Source organism: Candidatus Methylomirabilota bacterium, from assembly GCA_035709005.1.
GTDB lineage: Bacteria > Methylomirabilota > Methylomirabilia > Rokubacteriales > CSP1-6 > 40CM-4-69-5.
In genome coordinates, this window is sequence record DASTFB010000055.1 from 64,944 (window position 1) to 82,249 (window position 17,306).

Annotated in this window: 9 protein-coding genes; 5 read left to right on the forward strand and 4 right to left on the reverse strand. The window is 69.2% G+C overall.

Going from position 1 to position 17,306, the window contains the following annotated elements; translation table 11 throughout:
- Positions 1–25 precede the first annotated feature (25 nt).
- Positions 26–1,075: an extradiol ring-cleavage dioxygenase gene (locus tag VFR64_08550; protein ID HET9489787.1), complete on the forward strand. Its 1,050-nt coding sequence runs from the start codon at positions 26–28 to the stop codon at positions 1,073–1,075.
- 10 nt (positions 1,076–1,085) lie between these two features.
- Here the strand turns inward: VFR64_08550 and VFR64_08555 are convergent, their stop codons facing one another.
- Genes VFR64_08555 through VFR64_08565 form a run of 3 tightly spaced genes read right to left on the reverse strand, consistent with a single transcriptional unit; the run spans position 1,086 to position 3,690 of the window.
- On the reverse strand, positions 1,086–1,997 hold the full coding sequence (locus VFR64_08555; GenBank protein ID HET9489788.1) for an LLM class flavin-dependent oxidoreductase: 912 nt from the start codon (positions 1,995–1,997) through the stop codon (positions 1,086–1,088).
- On the reverse strand, positions 1,994–2,845 hold the full coding sequence (locus VFR64_08560) for an MBL fold metallo-hydrolase (protein HET9489789.1): 852 nt from the start codon (positions 2,843–2,845) through the stop codon (positions 1,994–1,996). The genes VFR64_08555 and VFR64_08560 overlap by 4 nt, the downstream gene beginning before the upstream one ends.
- Before the next feature lie 41 nt (positions 2,846–2,886).
- Positions 2,887–3,690 (reverse strand): thioesterase family protein, encoded by an 804-nt coding sequence (locus tag VFR64_08565; GenBank protein HET9489790.1) that lies wholly within the window; start codon positions 3,688–3,690, stop codon positions 2,887–2,889.
- Between the two features lie 139 nt (positions 3,691–3,829).
- Between VFR64_08565 and chrA the strand changes: the two genes are divergently transcribed.
- The 3 genes from chrA (at position 3,830) to VFR64_08580 (ending at position 15,581) form a co-directional block, all read left to right on the forward strand.
- Complete coding sequence (gene chrA / locus VFR64_08570; protein ID HET9489791.1) at positions 3,830–5,038, forward strand: chromate efflux transporter; 1,209 nt, start codon at positions 3,830–3,832, stop codon at positions 5,036–5,038.
- A 53-nt stretch (positions 5,039–5,091) separates the two neighbouring features.
- A complete protein-coding gene (locus VFR64_08575; GenBank protein ID HET9489792.1) occupies positions 5,092–5,913 on the forward strand; it encodes an amidohydrolase family protein in 822 nt (273 codons plus the stop codon).
- Between the two features lie 872 nt (positions 5,914–6,785).
- Entirely contained in the window at positions 6,786–15,581 is an 8,796-nt protein-coding gene (locus tag VFR64_08580; protein HET9489793.1) for a glucoamylase family protein, read from the forward strand.
- A gap of 34 nt (positions 15,582–15,615) precedes the next feature.
- On the opposite strand, the gene VFR64_08585 is transcribed toward VFR64_08580, so the two are convergent.
- Positions 15,616–16,260: a Tim44-like domain-containing protein gene (locus VFR64_08585; GenBank protein ID HET9489794.1), complete on the reverse strand. Its 645-nt coding sequence runs from the start codon at positions 16,258–16,260 to the stop codon at positions 15,616–15,618.
- Positions 16,261–16,850: 590 nt separating this feature from the next.
- On the opposite strand from VFR64_08585, the gene VFR64_08590 reads away from it, so the two are divergent.
- The gene (locus VFR64_08590; protein ID HET9489795.1) at positions 16,851–17,225 is read left to right on the forward strand and encodes a hypothetical protein; all 375 of its coding nucleotides are present in this window, start codon (positions 16,851–16,853) and stop codon (positions 17,223–17,225) included.
- Positions 17,226–17,306 lie beyond the last annotated feature (81 nt).

Sequence of the window (17,306 nt, forward strand, 5' to 3'; positions counted from 1 at the left end):
CCGATCGACGGTCGGGGAGGACACCATGGGCGCGATCCTGGGGCTCGGGCTGACCCACTCGCCACTGCTGGCCGGACGGGACGATCACATGACCCGCATCTTCCGGCGCGTGCTGCAGGACCCGGACCTTCCCGAGGCCTACCGCCGGCCCCAGGGCTGGCCCCCGCCGATGCAGCAGGAGTGGGGCGTCGACGAAGGGTTGAGCAGCGCCCGCCAGCACCGCGCCGCCAGCGTGGCGTGGTTCCGAAAGATCCGGCGCGCGCTCGACGACTTCGCGCCGGACCTCGTCCTGATCTGGGGCGACGACCAGTACGAGAACTTCAAGGAAGACATCATCCCGCCGTTCTGCGCGCTGGCCTACGAGTCGATCGAGCACCGGCCGTGGGCCGACGTGGCCTGGCCGAATGCCTGGGACGAGCCGAAGGACACGACCTTCGTGTACAAGGGACAGCGCGCGGCGGCCAAGAGGCTGGTGGGCGGGCTGCTGGAAGAAGGGTTCGACGTGTCCTATGCGTACAAGCCGTTGCATCACCCGCTGGGCCACGCCTTCATGTACACGCTGCTGTTCCTGGACTACGAGCGGCAGGGTTTTCCCTATCCCGTGCTGCCGTTTTCCGTGAACTGCTACGGGCGCCGGGTCATCGCCCAGCACGGCGGCCTCGGCACGCTGGCCGGCATGTCGGCGGAAGATCGGCTGGACCCTCCGTCGCCGGCGCCCTGGCGCTGTTTCGACCTGGGGCGGGCCTGCGCCCGGGTGGCGGCCCAGAGCCCGTGGCGGGTGGCGCTGATCGCGTCGTCGAGCTGGTCGCACGCCTTCCTCACGCCGAAGCACCACCTGCTCTATCCCGACGTGGCCGCCGATCGGGCCATGTACGAGACACTGCGTGCGGGAAATTACGAGGCCTGGCGGCACACCCCGCTGGCCGTCATCGAGGACGCGGGCCAGCAGGAGATGCTGAACTGGATGTGCCTGGCCGGCGCCATGGCCGAGCTGGGACGGCGGCCCGACGAGAGCGATTTCGTCGAGACCTACATCTTCAACGCGCCGAAGTGCTTCGCCGTCTTCCGGCCGTGAAACGCGCCGGCTAGACGTCCCGCACCGCTTTGCGCACCTCGGCCAGGCGCGCCAGCGAGCCCAGGACCTTGGGCTGGTCGTCGGTCAGGTGGCGCACGATCACGTCGGTGTAGCCCATCGCCGCCAGCTCGCGGAAGCGAGCGGCGACCTGGTCCACGGTTCCGGCGACGAGGGCCGCGGGATCGAAGCCCCGATGGCCGCCGGCCAGGACGGGCCCCGCCGTGGCCTGGAGATCGGCGGCCGACTCCGCCACGTAGACGTCCCGGCGAATGGCGACGGCGGTCGGCGTCCGGCCGTGGACCTGACAGCGCTCGCGGTAGGACGCCGCCTGGGCGCGCGCCTCCTCGGGCTTGATGCTGGGCAGGGCCAGCCATCCATCACCCAGGCGGGCGGCGCGATCGATGGCCGGCGGGGCGCCCGCGCCGATCCACACGTCCACCGGCTCGGCGGGCCGCAAGGCGAGGCGCGCGCCGGAGAACACGAACCGGCCGGACGAGCTCACCGTCTCGCCGGCCAGCAGCCGCCGCACGACTCCCAGGGATTCCTCGAAGGCCGAAGGGCGATAGCGCAGCTCCTTGCCCATGGCGCGGAACTGCGCCTCGTCGTAGCCGAGGCCGCACTGGAAGATGAAGCGACCCCGGGCGATGGCGGCCAGCGTGCCGACCTGCTCGGCCACCAGCACCGGATTCCACAGCGGCAAGAGAAACAGGCACCCGGCCGGCGCGTCGCCCCACTCGGCCAGCAGCCGCCCCAGGATCGGGACGTTCTGGTAGTAGGGGCCGGCCGTGGCGTGGTGGTCGCCGACGAAGAGGGAGTCGAGCCCGGCGTCGCGCGCCGCCGCCGTGCGCTCGATCATCCAGCGCGCCCCTTGCCGCGGGTCCTTCACCGCGTGGGCGCTGGCCAGCGAGATCCCCACTCTCATGCGGCCACCGGCCCGGCCACGAAGCGGTGGCCGCCCTCGGCTCGCACGATGTAGCCGGGGCGCGGGAAGTGAGCGGCCAGGATCAGCACGCCGCTGTCGGCGTGGCGCTCGATGAACTCGCGCCGGGTCGCCGCCGCGCGCTTGCCGTCGTAGCAGAAGCGGCTCGACCACTGCGGCTCGGCCACCTGCACCGTGCGATGCATGAGGTCGCCGGAGAAGACGGCCTGGCCGGCGCTGGTGGTCAGCCGCACGCAGACGTGGCCGGGGGTGTGCCCCGGGCTCGGCTCCAGACGCAGCCAGGGATCGAACTCGTGGGTCGCCTCCACCAGCTGGGTCCGGCCCGCCTCGACCACCGGCATGACGCTGTCCTTGATGCACTCGTCCTTCTCGTGTCGCCAGTACTCCCAGTCCTCGCCGGCGAAGAGGTAGGTGGCCCTGGGGAAGGTGGGCGCCCAGCGCCCGTCCACGAGGCGCGTGTTCCAGCCCACGTGGTCGACGTGAAGATGCGTACAGACGACCAGGTCCACCTGCTCGGGCGTCACGCCGGCGGTCCGGAGATCGTCGAGCCAACCGCCCCCGCGGCGGTGCCAGAGGGGCGACTCCGCCCGCGCCTTGTCGTTTCCCACGCCGGTGTCGATCAGCACCGTGTGCCGCGGCGTCCGCACGATCCAGGTCTGGATGCGCGAGGCCAGGTCGCCGACCGACTCGTCGAAGAAGTCGGGCTTGAGCCAGTGGTAGTGGCGGGCCACCGCCTCCGGGGTGGAGTCGGGCAGCATCGACGGCGTGGGGTAGAACGAGCGGTTGATCTCGACCACCGACGCGATGCTGACCTCGCCCAGCTGGATCATGAGCCTCCTTTTAGCGCAGGACACGCGTGGCCCGCAAGCGCCTACCGGCCGGCGCGGCGCGCCTCCACGACGAGGCTCTGCAACGCCCATCCGATCGGCCCGTCCAGATCCCAGAGCCGGCTATGGCTGGCCCCGATCCCGGAGGGCTCCGGCAGCGTCACGGTGTCGAGGCCCACCCACTCACCGGCGAGCGGCCGGTGGAGATAGACGGTGAGATCGGCGTTGATGAACGTGTAGCGGGCGGGGTCGAGCACGACGGCCACCCCGTTGCCGGAGTCGGCGGCGATCATCACGCGCTGCAGCGGACTGATCGCCTCCCCCAGCACGAGGGGCACGCGGGCTCGGATCCACACCGACGTCGGGTTCTGACCGAAGCCGCCACGCACGAGCCGGGCGTCCACCGACGACTGGTATCCGATGGCCGGCATCTCGAAGACCGGGAACCGAAACGGCTCCCCCGACTCGGGCGGCGGCAGCGGATCGTGCGGTTCCGGCTTCACGGCAGGAAAGTCCACCACCGTCGTGCGCGTCACGAGCGCGGAGGCTCGGGCCAGCGCACGTCCGCCGTCGGCCAGCGTGGCTTCCAGGCGGCGCACCGTTCGCCCCGCGCGCAGCGTGGTGGTGGCGATCTCCAGCCGGCCGATGGGCACGGGAGCGAAGAGCTCGACGGTGAGACGGGTGACGGTGACGGGCTCGCCGGCCACGGCGCGCTCGATGGCCCGGGCCAGCAGGGCCGACGGCGGGCCGGCGTGCTGGTGATCCCGGCTCCAGGGACCGCGGCTGTGCTCGGTGGCGACGAAGCGATCGTCGCCGTCGGGAACGAAGAAGGCCTCGGGCACGCTCATGCGCCTGGACGGGTCGCCCCGGCGAGGGGAGCGGCCAGTCGGCGCGCATGGTAGCACGCGCGCCTTGACAACCGGCAGCCACCAGGACGAGTGTACGGGCGCCTCATCCCAAGCTGCCCCGAACAACGAGGAACCCATCGTGAGGGAAGCGGGCAAGCGCGTCCGCGCGTCTCGGCTGCTAGAGGTCCTCGCCGCGTCGACCCGGCTGGGTTTGACCTCGTTCGGCGGGCCCATCGCTCACCTGGGCTACTTCCGCGACGAGTACGTGGTGAGACGGCGATGGGTCGACGAGGCGCACTATGCTGACCTGGTGGCGCTGTGCCAGTTCCTTCCCGGTCCGGCCAGCAGCCAGGTGGGTATGGCCCTGGGCGTCATACGGGCCGGCTTGCCGGGGGCGGTGGCGGCCTGGCTCGGATTCACGCTGCCCTCGGCGGTGGCCCTGGTGGCGTTCGCCTACGGCCTGCAGGTGGTCGGTGTGGCCGACGCGGGGTGGCTGCATGGCCTGAAAGTGGTCGCCGTCGCCGTCGTGGCCCAGGCCGTCTGGGGGATGTCCCGCAACCTGGCCGCCGATCGTGAACGGGCGTCGCTGGCGATCGTCGCGGCCATGGCGATGCTGATGTCGCGAACGGCGGCGACGCAGGTCCTCGTCATCGCCGCGGCCGGGATCCTGGGCTGGATGTTCTTGCCGGCGGCGGGCACGTCGGCCGCCCGCTCGATGCGGATCGCCGTCAGCAAGCGCGTGGCGATCGGCGCTCTGGCGCTGTTCTTCGTGCTGCTCGTCGGCTTGCCGGCGGTTCGCCAGTCGGTCCCGTCGCACGCCGTGGCCGTCTTCGACAGCTTCTACCGGGCAGGGTCGCTGGTCTTCGGGGGCGGGCACGTCGTGTTGCCCTTGCTCCAGGCCGAGGTCGTCCCCCCCGGCTGGGTGACGAACGAAGAGTTCATCGCGGGGTACGGCGCGGCCCAGGCGGTTCCCGGCCCGCTGTTCACGTTCGCCGCGTATCTCGGCGCGGTGATGGATCAGCCGCCCAACGGGTGGCTCGGAGCCGCGTGGGCCCTCATCGCGATCTTCCTCCCGGCGTTCCTGCTGACCGTCGGCGCGCTCCCCTTCTGGGAGCTGGTGCGCTGGCGGGCCAACATCCAGTCGGCGCTCCGCGGCATCAATGCCGCCGTGGTGGGGCTGTTGCTGGCGGCCCTGTACGATCCCGTATGGAGCAGCGCCATCACGGGCCCGGCCGATTTCGGCCTCGCCCTGGTCGCGTTCGGCCTGCTCATGTTCTGGCGATGTCCGCCCTGGCTCGTGGTCGTGCTCACTGCCGTCGGGGCCGAGGCCATCGGCCGCGTCGCCTGAAGGCCGGCGTGGCCGGCCACGGGGTACAATGCCGCTCCAGCGAGGTGCGTCCCATGCTCAAAGCCCTGGCCCTGGTCGTGTTGCTCGGTGTGCCGGCGCCGGCTGCCGCCGGGGAGCTGCCCATCGTCGACGCTCACATCCACTACAGCCACGACGCCTGGGATGCGGTGCCGCCGAAGGAGGCGGTGGCCCTCCTGCGCAAGGCCGGCCTGAAGCGGGCGCTGGTGTCGAGCTCCAACGACGAGGGCACGCAGAAGCTGCTGGCCGAGGCGCCGGACCTCGTGGTGCCCGAGCTGCGCCCCTACCGGCTGCGCGCCGATGTGGGCACCTGGGTGCGCGACGAGTCGATCATCGCCTACGTGGAGGAGCGGCTGGCCAAGCACCCCTACGTCGCGATCGGCGAGTTCCACGTGTTCGGGGCCGACGCCGACCTGCCGGTGCCCCGTCGCATCGTCCAGCTCGCCCGACAGCACGGGCTCATGCTGCACGCCCATGCCGACGCCGACGCCGTCGAGCGGCTGTTCCGCCAGGATCCCGGAGCCCGCATCCTGTGGGCGCACGCCGGTTTCGAGCCGCCGGCCCGCGTGCGCGAGATGCTGCGCACCTACCGTAACCTCTGGGCGGACCTGGCCTTCCGGAACGACCACGCCCCGGGGGGAACGGTGGCCCCCGAGTGGCGCCAGCTCTTCGTCGAGTTCCCCGACCGCTTCATGGTAGGCACCGACACCTATGTTCCCGAGCGCTGGCACTACGTGCCCGAGCACGCGGCCTGGTCACGGGGATGGCTCGCCGACCTGCCGGCTGAGGTGGCCGAGCGGATCGCCTGGAAGAACGGCGAGGCGCTGTTCGGCGGCACGAAGCGCCCAGCACGCTGATCGGGCCGGTGGGCCTGCGCCGCCTGTGCCGGTGCCTGACCCTCATCGCGACCGGGCTGGCCGTCGCAACGCCGGTCGCCGCGGGCTGCGCCGTGCCGCCGGAGTTCACCGCGCAGCGTCGACTGGAGTCGGCCGGCGTAGACGCTGACCGATCCCGGGCGACGGTCGGACCACCTCCGGGCGCCGATGGTTGCGGACAACGCTGACTTCGAGCATGGCTGCCCCGGTGACGAGGCGGGCTACTCGGGAGAGGCGCTCACAGACGGCGAGTCGGGCGATGCGGTGAGCGGCTGATCCGCTCGCTGAACCACTTCAAGGGTATCCGCGGCCTCGAGACTCGGGTTCGGAAGCGTGTCGACGTGGTGCCATTTGACCCACACCCGGCGAGCCTGCCCCCGGCGTTGGAACGCCACACGGATAATCGTTCCGCGAGTCTTGAGCAAACGATGACTTCGGATGACGATGTCGCCGGCGCATAGCTGGGCCATGAGCGCCTCCGTCTCAGCGAGCGCCCGTTCTCCACGGGAGGATCATGCTCGCATGGCAGCGAACCCCAGCGGTCGTTACCTCGCACTACGGTCGCCTTCGCTGCCACTCGGAGGACGAGGGCAATGCGGGGAATGGATGTTACATCGCTTGGTCACACTGAACAACAGGCAGCCCGGTCACCGCGATCAGCGTCGACTCGACTTCGGTTGCTGGAGCCGGCTAAGATGGGGCCGTCGGTGCCGGCACCTGCTGGGTTCGCAGGTCGCTGACATAGACCGAGTGACGCCTCTTCTCGGGCCTCAGCCCTGGACCTCCGCTCGACAGTTCTCGGAACTCTGGTGGTGGGTTTGGCGCCGGGCGACAGCAGCGAGGATCATCCTGACATGCGGCCACTGAGAGCATTTTTGCTCCTGCGCGACCTGGCGGCGCCCGCGCCTTTGTCGGTGCCCGCGCTCGAGTCCGACGACGCCATACGCGGAGAGCTCTTCAGCGCCGAACGCCTCGAGGAGCACGCGAGGATCATCGCCGGCCAGCGGACCCTCGCGGAGAGCGAGGCCGGTCGCCCCCTCTCGCCCCGAGTACGCGACAGCGGTCGTGTCCTGCTCCAGTGCTATCGTACGCTCGCCGCGGTGATCCGAGAGGAAGGCGTGATCACGCCGGCCGCGGAGTGGTTCGTCGACAACTTCTACATCGTCGACGAAGCCGTGCGGGAAGTCCGGGATGATCTCCCGCTCGGCTTCTACCGCCAGCTCCCCAAGCTCGCGGAAGGCTCCCTGCAAGGCTACCCGCGCGTCCTCGGTCTGGCCTGGAACTTCGTCGCCCACACCGACAGCCGATTCGAACCCGAGACCCTCCAGCGTTTCGTGCACGCCTTCCAGCGCGTGCAGCCGCTGACGATCGGCGAGCTCTGGGCCGTCCCCATCGCCTTACGGGTCGTGCTCGTGGAGAACCTCCGGCGCCTGGCCGAGCGGATCGTGAAGGGCCGCACCGCCCGCCATGACGCCGACGCCTTGGCCGACGAACTGCTCGGGCTCGGGGGGCGACCGGCCCGGCCCCTGGCCTTCCAGGGGCTCGAGGCCGCAGACCTGCCCATCGCCTTCACTGTGGAGCTCGTCCAGCGCTTGCGCGAGCAGGACCCCGAGTCGACACCCGCGCTCTCGTGGCTCGACCAGCAGCTGTCGAAGCTCGGCACGTCGCCCGACGAGCTGGTCCGAGCCGAACACCAGAGTCAGGCCGCCATGAACGTGACGGTCCGCAACGTGATCACCAGCATGCGGGTGATGTCGACCTTCGACTGGGCGGAGTTCTTCGAGAGCGTAAGCCTCGTGGACGAGATGCTCCGTTCCGAAAGCCGCTTCGGCGCCATGGACTTTGCGACTCGCGACCGGTACCGTCACGCGATCGAGGACCTCGCGCGGCACTCCCGGCGCTCGGAGCTCGCCATCACCCGGGAGGCGCTCGCCCGAGCGAGACGTGCCGCGGCCGAGGCGGCGCAGCGGTCCGGCGCTCCTTCCAGGGCTCGGGCCGAAGATCCTGGCTACTATCTGATCTCGAAGGGGCGGCGGCGCTTCGAGAAGGAGCTCGGCTATCGGGCTCCCGTCACCCGACGGCTGGTGCGAGCCTTCGTGTCCGGTGCGGTGGAGCGCTACCTCGGAAGCGTCGGCATCGTGACGGGGCTGGCCCTGGCGGTCCCACTCGTCGCGGCGTCGGCGTCGGGGATGAGTCCTCTCGCGCTCGCCGTGCTGGGACTCGTGGCCCTCCTCCCGGCCTCCGACCTGGCGGTGGCCGTCGTCAACCGGTTCGTCATGGCGGTGCTCGGCCCGCGTCCGCTGCCGCGTCTCGAGCTCCCCGACGGGGTGCCGCAGCCCCTGCGAACTCTCGTCGTGGTGCCGACCCTCCTGACGGGCGAGGCCGAGATCGAAGAGCATATCGACCGCCTGGAGATTCACTACCTCGCCAATCCTGACGGCGACCTGCGCTTTGCCCTTCTCTCTGACTGGACTGACGCGGCCATGGAGACGATGCCAGAGGACGACCGACTCCTCGCGGCCGCGATCGAGGGAATAGCCCGTCTCAACCAGCGGCATGGCCCGGCCTCCGATTCGGGCGAACGGTTTCTCTTGCTGCATCGGAGGCGCACGTGGAATGAAGACGAAGCGAAGTGGATGGGATGGGAACGCAAGCGCGGGAAGCTTCGCGAGCTGAACCGTCTTCTCCGGGCCGGCACCGATACGACGTTCATGTCGACGCACGGGCGTCCCCCGACCGTGCCCGACGCCGTCCGCTACGTGATCACGCTCGATGCCGACACGCGTCTTCCGCGAGGGGCCGCCGGCCGCCTCGTCGCCACGATGGCCCATCCCCTCAACCGGCCAGTGTTCGACGCACGGGAGGGTCGCGTCGTCGACGGATACGCCGTGCTGCAACCCCGCATCACGCCCACGATGCCCCCCGATGGTCAGGGCTCTCTGTTCCAGCGAATCTTCGCCGGTCCGGCCGGGATCGATCCCTATGCCGGAGCCGTCTCCGACGTCTACCAGGATCTCCTCGGCGAGGGCTCGTACACGGGGAAGGGCATCTATGACGTCGACGCCTTCGAGGCTGCCCTGGCGGGCCGGGGACCCGAGAACGCGCTCTTGAGCCACGACCTGTTCGAGGGCATCTTCGCGCGCGCTGGACTGGCGACGGACATCGAGCTCTTCGAGGAGTTCCCGTCACGCTACGAGGTCGCCGCCGCGCGGCAGCACCGCTGGGCGCGGGGAGACTGGCAACTGCTGCCCTGGATCATCAGGGGAACTGCCGCGGCAGCGAGAGGTCGCACGCGGATCCCACTCATCGGCATGTGGAAGATGATCGATAATCTCCGGCGGACACTGTCGGCCCCCGGCGCGTGGCTCACGCTCGTCGCCGGCTGGACGCTGCCCCACGGCTCCCCCCTCGTGTGGACGGGGTTCGTGTTTGCGACCCTCGCGCTCCCCGCCCTCGTGCCGGCGCTCACCGAGTCGATTCCCAGGCGATCGGGGATCTCGAAGCGGAGCCACGTCCGCGCTGTCGGGAGGAGCTTTGCCATCGCTGGCGCCCAGATCGCCCTCGGCGTCACCTGCCTGGCTCATCAGGCGTGGATGATGAGCGATGCGATCGTGCGTACGCTCGTCCGTCTGTATCTGACGCGCCGGCGGATGCTCGAATGGACGACCGCCGCCCAGGCCAGATCGGGACTCTCCCTGGACCTGGCGAGCGGGTATGGACGGATGCGGGGCGCGCTGATCCTGGCCGGGACAGGTGGGGCGCTGGTGACCCTGGTGCGACCCGAGAGCTGGGCGGTCGCGGCGCCGTTCGTCCTGCTCTGGGGCCTGTCGCCTCTGGTGGTCCGATGGGTCAGCCAACCAGTGCGCGCCGATGCGACACGCTTTCTGTCCGCGGAAGATGCCAGAATCCTCCGCTCGACGGCGCGCCGCACCTGGCGCTTCTTCGAGGCCTTCATCGGTCCGGACGATCACTTCCTGCCGCCCGATAACTTCCAGGAGGATCCGAAGCCGGTCCTCGCGCGCCGTACGTCTCCGACCAACATCGGACTCTACCTGCTGTCGACTCTCGCCGCCCGCGATTTCGGCTGGCTGGGTGCTCTGGAGACTGTCGAACGGCTCGAGGCGACGCTCACGACCATCGGCTCTCTCGAGCGCTTCCGCGGGCACCTCTACAACTGGTATGACACGGGCAACCTTCGCCCGCTGGAGCCCCGCTACGTGTCCACCGTCGACAGCGGGAACCTCGCCGGTCATCTACTCGTCCTCGGAAATGCGTGTCGCCAGGCCGCTGATCGCCCCCTCCTCGCCCGCGAAGCGTTTGCAGGAATCGAGGATGCGCTCCGACTCGTCGACGAGGCCGCGCGCGTCCTTGCCGACGACCGACGCACCCAGACCGTCACCCTGACCCATCTGGAGGAGGCCCGCCGGGCCCTGGCCGCGGGCTTCCGCGAACCCCCGGCGGACCTCGCCGACTGGGCGGCCCGTCTCCGCCACCTCGCCGTCCAGGCCGAGACGCTCGTGGACATCTCGCGCGTGCTGACGGCGGAGCGCGGTGACGACGCGGGCTCCGACCTCCTGGTCTGGGCCCAGGCGGCACGCGCCACCATCGCGAGCCACCAGAATGATCTCGAGACGATCACGCCGTGGGCGGCGCATCTGCCTGCCGTCCTGACCGATCTCTCGACGGCGCCGCCCGGGGTCAAGCGGGCGATCGAGCCCCTCCTCGCGCCGTCGCTCACTCCGTCCGAAGCATCCAGCCGCTGCGAGGTCGCGATCGATGCCCTCACGACGCTTCGCGGCCGTGGCGACGAGGTTGCGCGGATCGACGAGATCATTGGCGTGCTGGAGCGCTCCGCCGTGGCATCCCGAGCGTTGGTCCGCCGCCTCTCGGCCGTCGCGGGGGCCGCGAAGGAGCTCTTCGACGGGATGGAGTTCGGCTTCCTCTTCGATCCCGCCCGCAAGATCTTCTCGATCGGCTACCGGGTGATGGATGGCGGCCTCGATCCCAGCGGCTACGATCTGCTCGCCTCGGAAGCGCGGCTGGCCAGCTTCATCGCGATCGCCAAGGGGGACGTCCCGGCTTTGCACTGGTTCCACCTCGGTCGCGCGATGACCCCGGTCGCGCTCGGTTCGGCCCTCGTCTCCTGGTCCGGCTCGATGTTCGAGTATCTGATGCCGGCGCTCGTCATGGACGCTCCCCCGGGAAGCTTGCTCCAGCAGACGAACCGCCTCGTCGTGCAACGCCAGATCAGCTATGGCGGGGAGCGCGGTGTCCCTTGGGGAATATCCGAATCGGCCTACAACGTCCGTGACCTCGATTTGACCTTTCAGTATTCGAACTTCGGTATCCCGGGACTGGGGCTCGAACGTGGTCTCAGTGAGGACCTGGTCGTCGCGCCATACGCAAGCGCGCTGGCCGCGATGGTCGACCCCGAGGCGGCGGCCGAAAACCTCTCCCGGCTCGTGGGGGCGGGGGCCCGGGGTTCGTACGGCTTCTACGAGGCGCTCGATTACACGAGGTCGCGCGTGCCGGAAGGCAAGAAGGTGGCGGTGGTGTCAGCCTACATGGCACACCACCAGGGCATGACGCTCGTCGCGCTCGTCAACGTTCTCTACGAGGGTGTGATGCGCTCGCGCTTCCACACCGAACCCATCATCCAGGCCACCGAGCTGCTGCTGCAGGAGCGCGCGCCCAGAAACGTGGCGGTGGCGCGACCTCGGGCCGAGGAGGTGCAGGCGCCGGCTCATGCCCGCGACTACGTGGAGCCACTCTTCCGTCAGTTCACATCTCCGCACGACCTGGCGCCGCGGACTGTCCTGCTCTCGAACGGGCGATATGCCGTGATGCTGACGGCGGCCGGCTCGGGCTACAGCCGGTGCGCCGACCTGGCGATCACCCGCTGGCGGGAGGACGTCACCTGCGATCACTGGGGAACGTACCTCTTTCTGCGGGACGTGCAGAGCGGGGTGGTCTGGTCGGCCGGGTATCAGCCCACCGGCGTCGAGCCCGACTCCTACCAGGCGACGTTCTACGAAGAGCGAGCCGAGTTCCATCGGCGTGACGGCGCGATCACGACGACGCTCGAGGTGCTCGTCTCTCCGGAAGACGACGCGGAGATCCGCCGGGTGTCCGTCACGAACCTGGGGGCGCGGACCCGAGAGATCGAGGTGACGTCCTACGCCGAGCTTGTCCTGGCCCTCCCAGCGGCGGATGCCGCGCACCCGGCGTTTTCCAACCTGTTCATCCACACTGAATCGATCGCCGCGCGCGACCTCCTGTTGGCGACTCGCCGGGCTCGGGCGCCCACGGAGCCGTCGATCTGGGCTGCCCACATCGTCGTCGTCGAGGGGCAGGCGGGCGGTGGGGCCCAGTTCGAGACCGACCGAGGACGCTTTCTCGGTCGCGGGCGAGGGATCCGTACGCCGATGGCGGTCATCGACGGCCGGCCGCTGTCCAACACCGCGGGCTCCGTGCTCGACCCGATCTTCAGTCTCAGACGGCGGGTGCGACTCGCGCCGAGCGAAAGCGTCCGCCTGGTGTTCTCCACGCTCATCGCCTCCTCGCGTGACGAAGCCGTGGAGCTGGCCGACAAGTATCGCGACCCGGCGACATTCGAGCGCGCGGCCACGCTGTCGTGGACGCATGCGCAGGTACAGTGCCACTATCTCGGCATCGCAGCGGAGGAGGCGCACCTGTTTCAGGAGCTGGCCAGTCGGCTCCTGTACGCCGCCCCGTCGCTGCGGGCCCCCTCGGAGGTGCTCAAGCGCAACACCTCGGGGCCCGCCACCCTCTGGGCTCACGGGATCTCCGGCGACCTCCCGATCGTCCTCGTCCGCATCGACGAGCCGGAGGATCGAGGGATCGTCCGGCAACTCCTCCGCGCCCACGAGTACTGGCGCACGAAGGGGCTGGCCGTCGACCTCGTCATCATCAACGAGAAGCCTCACTCGTACGCGCAGCAGCTCCAGGCCTCCCTGGAGACGCTGGTCCGGACGAGCCAGTCGGCCTGGCGGCACGAGCGGCACTCGACGCACGGCAACGTCTTCATCCTGCGCAAGGATGCCCTGGCAGCGCAGGAGCGCGATGCCTTGCACACGGCGTCCCGGGCCGTGCTCCTCAGTCGACAGGGCACGCTCGCGGAGCAACTCGCTCGGGCCCAGGGAGCGGCGCGGATGCTCACCGCGCCGCGACGCGCGGCGCGACCGGAACGGTCCATCGATGCTCCGCCTCTTCGCCCGGACTTCGAGTTCTTCAACGGCCTGGGGGGGTTCGTCGATGACGGCCGTGAATACGTCACGATCCTCGGAGAAGGGCAATGGACTCCCGCACCCTGGATCAATGTGGTCGCCAATCCGGTCTTCGGCTTTCAGGTCTCGGAGTCTGGTGCCGGGTATACGTGGTCGGTGAACAGCCGTGAGAACCAACTGACGGCGTGGTCCAACGATCCGGTCAGCGATCCGCCGGGGGAGGCGATCTATGTTCGGGACGAGGACACGGGTGTGCTGTGGAGCGCGACCGTCCTGCCCATTCGAGAAGAGGCCTCGCCCTACGTGGCCCGACATGGTCAGGGCTACAGTCGCTTCGAGCACACATCTCACGGCATCTTCCTTCATCTGCTCCAGTTCGTGCCGCTCGACGACCCGGTGAAGATCTCTCGTCTCACGCTCGAGAATCGCTCCTCAACCGCCCGGCGTCTCTCGGTGACCGCGTATGTCGAATGGGTCCTCGGCGCCTCGCGCAGCACCGCCGCTCCGTTCATCGTTACCGAGATCGATCCGGATACGGGGGCGCTACTGGCGCGCAACGCCTGGAGCGTCGATTTCGGCGATCGCATCGCCTTTGCCGACCTGGGGGGTCGCCAGACCGCGTGGACGGCCGATCGGACGGAGGTCCTCGGTCGGAACGGGACGCTCGATCATCCCGCGCTCCTGGAGCGAGGGGGCCGCCCATCGGGAAGGGTCGGGCCCGGCCTCGATCCGTGTGCGGCGCTCCAGACCGTGATCGTGGTGCCGCCGGGCGGCCGAGAGGAGATCGTGTTCTTCCTCGGCCAGGCCTCGACGGTCGACGAGGCGCGCGCGCTGATCACCCGTCATCGCTCGACGGACCCCGAGCTCACCTTACGAGCCGTGACGACGCAGTGGGATGACGTCGTCGGCTCCGTCCAGGTGAGAACCCCCGACCGCTCCCTGGACCTGATGCTCAATCGGTGGCTGCTGTACCAGACGCTGGCCTGCCGCGTGTGGGCCCGAGCCGCCTTCTATCAAGCTGGGGGTGCCTACGGATTCCGCGACCAGCTCCAGGATGTGATGGCCCTGACCGTCGCCAAGCGCGCGGTCGCGCGCGAGCACCTGCTCAGAGCCGCGGCCCACCAGTTCGTGGAGGGGGACGTCCAGCACTGGTGGCATCCCCCATCCGGTCGGGGAGTGCGGACGCGGAGCGCCGACGACCGGGTGTGGTTGCCGTACACGGTCGCCCATCATGTAGAGGCCACGGGCGATGCCACCGTGCTGGACGAGGTCGTCCCATTTCTCGAGGGGCCGCCGTTGGCGACGGGCCAGGCCGAATCGTACTCCCAGCCCACCGTCTCCTCAGAACAGGGCACGCTGTTCGAACACTGCGCGCGCGCCCTGGACCGAAGCCTTGCGGTCGGAGCGCACGGGCTTCCCCTGATCGGCACCGGAGACTGGAACGACGGCATGAATCGGGTCGGGCCGGAAGGGCGAGGGGAAAGCGTCTGGCTCGGGTGGTTTCTCCACACGACGCTCTGGGAGTTCGCGAAAGTGGCCGACGCCCGGGGCGAGCACGCGCGGGCGAACCGGTGGCGCCAGCACGTGCGCGCCCTCAAGGCCGCTCTCGAAGAGCACGGGTGGGACGGAGACTGGTATCGTCGTGCCTATTTCGACGACGGGACCCCCCTGGGGTCCGCCGTCAATGCGGAATGCCGCATCGATTCGATCGCCCAGTCGTGGGGAGTGCTCTCGGGCGCCGCCGAGTCCGTTCGGGGGGCACGGGCGATGGCCGCCGTCGAGGAGTATCTCGTCCGGCGAGGCCAGGAGCTGGTCCTCCTGTTCACGCCGCCGTTCGATCGCACGCCGCTCGACCCCGGTTACATCAAGGGCTATCCGCCGGGCATTCGCGAGAATGGCGGCCAGTATACGCATGCGGCCATCTGGGCCGTGATGGCCTTCGCCGCGCTCGGTGACGGCGACAAGGCGAACGAGCTCTTTTCGATCTTGAACCCGATCAACCGGGCGAGCACGCGGGCGGGCGTCCATCGATACAAGGTGGAGCCGTATATCGCGGCCGCCGACATCTATGCCGAGCCCCCCCACGTGGGGCGCGGAGGATGGACCTGGTATACCGGTTCCGCCGGGTGGATGTACCGGGCCGGCCTGGAATGGCTTCTCGGATTCCGGCTGCGGGGGGCGATTCTCCACCTCGATCCATGTATTCCCCGCGCATGGCGACGCTTCGAGATCACGTTCCGATACCACGCGTCGCGCTACGAAATCACCGTCGAGAACCCGGGCGGCGTGACACGAGGCATCGCCACCGTGGAGGTGGACGGGACGCCTCTGGCGGCCGGCCGGGCAAGCCTTCCCCTCATCGATGACGGCGCGACGCGGCGCGTTCGCGTCGTCCTCGGGTGAGCCGCGGCGGCAGACGGTTCGTCCGGTACCGCCGTTAGGAGATCTGGATGGCCGAGAGCATCCAGAAGTTGAGGCCGGCTGGGCGTGTGAACGTCCAGAATTCTTCGACCTCCTTCGGTATCACGCTCGACCCGTTCACGAGGCCGTTGGTCATCGCGTCGACGGTGTAGTCGATCATCGAGCCGCTGATGTAGGCCGTCACGTAATCCTGATCGCTCTCCTGCCATGCTTCCGTGATCTCGGCGCGAATCTCGATGCAGTCGATGCGGTTCAATCGTCCGGCCTCGTGTAACCGGTCGCACCGCGCTTGCAGCTCGCCATACATCTCGGGCGTGAGTCGATCACGGAGGGGGCCAATGTCCCGAGTCATCCAGGCGTTCTGCACGTCGCGGAACACCATACCCGTGTAGCCGGCGAATCTGTCCGGATCAAACCTCGCGTCGGTCTGGCGGATGTCGCGGACTCCTCGCTCGAGGCTCGATTCGTCGGGCGGCGTAGCCAGGCGACTCGGGACACTCACGGCGACCGGCATCGGTGGCGCAGGCGCGGCCGGGCGACGGGGCAGGAACATCACTACGATTCCGCCACCAATGAGCAGCAGGGCCAGCAGGCTCCCGGAGAGCCCGAAGAGCGAGCCGCCGAGCAGGCTACCGGCCGCGAAGCCGGCCAGCAGGGTCATCCAGCCACTACGGCGACGCTCTGGGGGCGCCCGCAGCGCTGTCACGGGCGCCGGCGATGGTTCGAGACGTTCAGGGACGGGGCGGGCCGGGGCCGAATCCGAGCGTGAGCCACGACTGCCGAGCGTTCCAGCGTTCCCCCTGTGTCGATCGCCGGCGGTCGTCCAGATGCCGTCAGCAGGGATCATGAGCGCTCCAACGCACACCGCTGGGTGCCTTCAAGTTATATATTACCTAGCTGTAATATAATTTATCATGTTATATATGTCAACGGGAGGCACACCATGGGATCGCAGACCTTGAGGCAAGCCACCAAGCTCTGGCAGGAGGAGACCGAGCCGGAGTTCGGCCGGCCGTCTGGCGACCTCGGGATCGACGAGGCCATCCCCTGGCTGCGGAAGGCCAGGCAGGCGAGGCGCTGCGAGCCGCGGACGGCTGGGATTGAGGCGCCCTCGCAGGGGGCGGCGGCACCGGGAGCGAGGATGTCGGCATGATTCCCTGGTGGCGCGATTGGGTCGTTTGGTATTCCGCTGCGCTGGGGCTGCTGGGGGCGGGGCTCCTGGCCCTGTCGTCGCTCGTGTAGCGGGGAGCGATGACCGTCGAGGGATTCGCTGGCCTCCGAGAGTTCGTTCGTCGGGCAGTGCGCCAGCTCGACGGAGCGCCCGACGGAGTGCTCGAGGCGGTCGATAACCACATCCGGGTCCACCACGAACTGCTGCTCGCCGCGTGGGACGAGATGAGGCACCGCGGTGCCGCCGTGACTCACGTCACCGAGTCTGAGTACGACCGATCCCGTCAGCTGGTCGGCGAAGTCCTGCAGGCAAAGGGCCAAGACATCGCGGCGATCTGGAGGGATCCAGACCCGGTTGCCAAGGCACTCATCGTGTTGGTCGTGCAGGAAGTGAACGCGTACCAGAGGACGCCGGCGCGCCGATTCGCCGCCACGTCAAAGAGTCAGTCAGTGTGATGTAGCCTGCCTCCAGCCATTCGCGTACGGCGCGGCTGCTCGCCGTTGCCTCACCGGCGAGGTCCGCCGGCCCCGAGGAGC